Origin of the sequence: Agromyces binzhouensis (assembly GCF_004135055.1) — a bacterium.
GTDB classification, from domain to species: domain Bacteria; phylum Actinomycetota; class Actinomycetes; order Actinomycetales; family Microbacteriaceae; genus Agromyces; species Agromyces binzhouensis.
Genome location: NZ_SDPL01000352.1, coordinates 1 through 3408 on the forward strand (window position 1 = coordinate 1; position 3408 = coordinate 3408).

Annotated in this window: 3 protein-coding genes; 1 reads left to right on the forward strand and 2 read right to left on the reverse strand. The window is 72.0% G+C overall.

The genetic code is table 11. The annotated features are described in order from the left end of the window. On the reverse strand, window positions 1-1452 hold a 1452-nt coding region (ligD, locus tag ESO86_RS13955), incomplete at its 3' end, for a non-homologous end-joining DNA ligase (RefSeq protein WP_207207145.1). A 68-nt stretch (window positions 1453-1520) separates the two neighbouring features. Between ligD and ku the strand changes: the two genes are divergently transcribed. After that, a complete protein-coding gene (gene ku / locus ESO86_RS13960) occupies window positions 1521-2342 on the forward strand; it encodes a non-homologous end joining protein Ku (protein ID WP_129235548.1) in 822 nt (273 codons plus the stop codon). An 18-nt stretch (window positions 2343-2360) separates the two neighbouring features. Here the strand turns inward: ku and ESO86_RS13965 are convergent. Then, window positions 2361-3408: hypothetical protein (locus ESO86_RS13965; RefSeq protein ID WP_207207146.1), on the reverse strand; the 1048-nt coding region annotated here is incomplete at its 5' end.

Genomic DNA, 3408 nt, shown 5'->3' on the forward strand with positions numbered 1-3408 from the left:
CCGCCCCGCGGCCCGTGCCTCCGTCGTGTCCGGCGCGGCCGCGGCATCCGCCCCGCGCGGTTCGACGGGGCCGGCGCGCTGCTCCTTCATGCGGTGCAGCAGCCACTGGCTCTTCTCGCCGTCTCCCCCGGTGCGGATGAGCGCGAGCCGCACGCGCCCGAGGGGCCCGCCGACCCTGCCGTGCAGCGTGAGGATCACCTCGTCGTCGCGCCACTTCTCGGTCTCGTAGGTGCCGGTGTCCCACACGGTCATCGAGCCGGCGCCGTACTGTCCCTCCGGGATGGTGCCCTCGAAGACCAGGTACTCCATCGGATGGTCCTCGGTCTGCACGGCGAGGTGGTTCGTGCCGGTGTCCTCCGGCACGCCCTTCGGCACCGCCCAGCTCCTCAGCACGCCATCGCGCTCGAGTCGCAGGTCGAAGTGCCGGCGCCTGGCGTGGTGCTCCTGGATCACGAAGCGCGGGTCGCCGTCGTTCGCGACGCCCCACGCCGACTCGGGCATCGGCTCGGGCGTCGACCCGGCGGTGCGCATCGCGAGGTAGGTGCTGAGCGGCCCGTCGGCGGATGCCTCGGCGACCGGGAGCATCGGATCGCCGCGTTCCGCGACGATCGCGATCACGTCGTCGGCTTCGAGCTGACGGAGTCCGGGGTCGTCGAGCTCGGCCCACGTGCGGGGCGCGGCGACGGTCGGGCGGAGGCGCCCGCGGAGCGAGTACGGCGCGATCGTGGTCTTCTTGGCGTTGTTCTGGCTCCAGTCGATGAGCACCTTGCCGCCTCGGAGGACCTTCTTCATGCTCGAGACGACGAGGTCGGGGTGATCGGCTTCGAGCGCCCGCGCGAGCTCGTGGGCGACGGCCGAGACCTGCTCGGAGGTCTGCCCGCCGTCGAGCGGGGCGTAGAGGTGGATCCCCTTGCTGCCGCTCGTGACGGGCACCGGGTCGAGTCCGATCGGGTGCAGGATGTCGCGGACCATCCGCGCGACCTCGGCGCACTCGGCGAGGCCGACGCCCTCGCCCGGATCGAGGTCGAACACCATGCGGTCGGGGTTCGCGGGCGCGCCGGCGGAGTCGAAGCGCCACTGCGGCACGTGCAGCTCGATCGCGCCCATCTGGGCGAGCCACACGAGCGTCGCCCGGCTGTCGGCGATCGGGTACGCCTTGTCGCCGTCGGAGTGGTGCTGCACCGCGCGGCGGATCCACTCGGGCGCGTGCTCGAGGTTCTTCTCGAAGAAGGCCTGCTCCGGATGCGTCGGAGTGCCGACGCCGTTCACCCAGCGCTTGCGCGTGATCGGCCGGCCCGCCACGTGCGGCAGCATCACGGACGCGATCTCGGCGTAGTAGGCGATCATCTCGCCCTTGGTCATGCCGGTCTCCGGGTACATGACCTTGTCGAGGCTCGTCAGGCGGAGCCGACGTCCGTCGACGTCGACCAGCTGCGCGGGGCCCTGCGCCATGTGCCCATCCTGCCCGTCGCGACGGGCGAGGGGTATCGCTCGGGCCGGGCGGGGTGTGTACTGGGGGTATGCGAGCCGTGTGGAAGGGGGCGGTCACGTTCGGCCTCGTCAACGTGCCCGTCAAGCTGTACAGCGCCACCGAGGACCACGACGTGTCCCTGCACCAGGTGCACGACGCCGACGGCGGGCGCATCCGCTACCAGCGCGTGTGCGAGATCGACGGCGAGATCGTGCCGTACCAGCACATCGACAAGGCGTACGACGACGGGGAGCGGACCGTCATCATCACCGACGAGGACCTCAAGTCGCTGCCGGCCGAACGCAGCCGCGAGATCGAGGTCGTCGAGTTCGTGCCGACCGACCAGATCGACCCGATCATGTTCGATCGGAGCTACTACCTCGAGCCCGACTCGGCGTCGAACAAGGCCTACGTGCTGCTCCGGGAGGCGCTGGAGTCGACGGATCGGACCGCGGTCGTGCGGATGGCGCTGCGGCAGAAGACGCGGCTCGCGGCACTCCGCGTGTTCGGCGACGTCCTCATGGTGCAGACGCTCCTGTGGAGCGACGAGGTGCGCCAGGCGAACTTCCCCGCCCTCGACGAGCCGGCGAAGATCACCGCGAAGGAGCTCGACCTGTCGAAGCAGCTCATCGAGAGCCTCTCGAACGACTTCGAGCCCGAGCAGTTCGTCGACGAGTACCAGCAGGAGCTCCGGACGCTGATCCAGGCGAAGCTCGAGCAGGGCGACGCCCTCGACACTGCCGCGACCTTCGGCGAGCAGCCCGAGGAGGAGGGCGGCGAGGTCATCGACCTGATGGAGGCGCTCCGGCAGTCGATCGCCGCGAAGCGCGGCGGCGGGGCGGATGCCGGGAAGACGTCGTCGGCGGGCTGAACCGGCCCGGAGGGCGCGTCAGCCGGCCAGGTTGCGGGCGATCTCGGATGCGATGGCGACCGTCGTCTCCTCGTCGGACGCCGTGACCTGCACCCAGTCCGCGCCGACCAGCAGGTCGACCGCGCAGTCGCCGTAGGTCGGATCGCACCGGAGGACGGCGACATCGGGCGCGACCAGGTCGAGTCCGAGCGCGGACCCGGCATGCACCAGGCCCCCGCCGTCGGCGATGCGGTCGTAGGCCCATCGGCCGCCGCGAACCCAGTCCGTGCCGACCACCAGCTCGTCGGCATCCGCTCGGAGCCACAGGCAGCCGCGGTCGCCGGCGATCGTCTTCGCCTCGGCCCATTCGCTCCACCCGCCGGCCGTCGGCGACTCGACGACGTCGGCGACGCCGGTGACCGATTCCACGACTGCGTCCGGAACGAGCTCCTGGCAGTCGACCGGGATCGCCGACTCCGTCGTCGCCTGCGGGTCAGGCGGGCTCGCGGCATCGACGGCGGCCACCGCGGCGTCGACCACGTGACCGAACGCCGTCGGGTCCGGCGCGCCCGAGCCGTCCGTCGCCTGCGCGTGGACCCAGGCACCGGACGCGACCTGCGTCGCAGTGCAGGTCCACCCGCCGCAGTCCGTGGCCGACGTCGGCATGCCGAGGCGGACCGCGGTGTCGCTCCATCCCCCGGCCTGCGGTGGGACGACGGTGACGAGGAGCCCGACGTGCGCGGGATTCGCGCCGTACTGGCTGTTGTAGGGCTCGCCGTTCGACCACTCGCACGCGAGGCCGCCCACGGCGATGATCGAGGTCATCCGAGGCAGGGCGATCCCGGCCGACGACGCGGTCACGAGCGGGTCGGTCGCCTCGACCGGTGCGGCGAACACGTCGCCGACGAGGGATGCGGGGACGAGGTCGTCGCATCCGAGGTCGTATCGGGACTCGGGTGGAGTCGATCCGGGCGCGGCCGCCTCGGTCGGGACGCCGGACGGGCTCGGCGCGGCCGCTTCGGTCGTCGGCGTCGCGATCTCGCCGGACGGGGTCGCGCAGGCGCTCAACACGGCCGCGGCCGCCAGC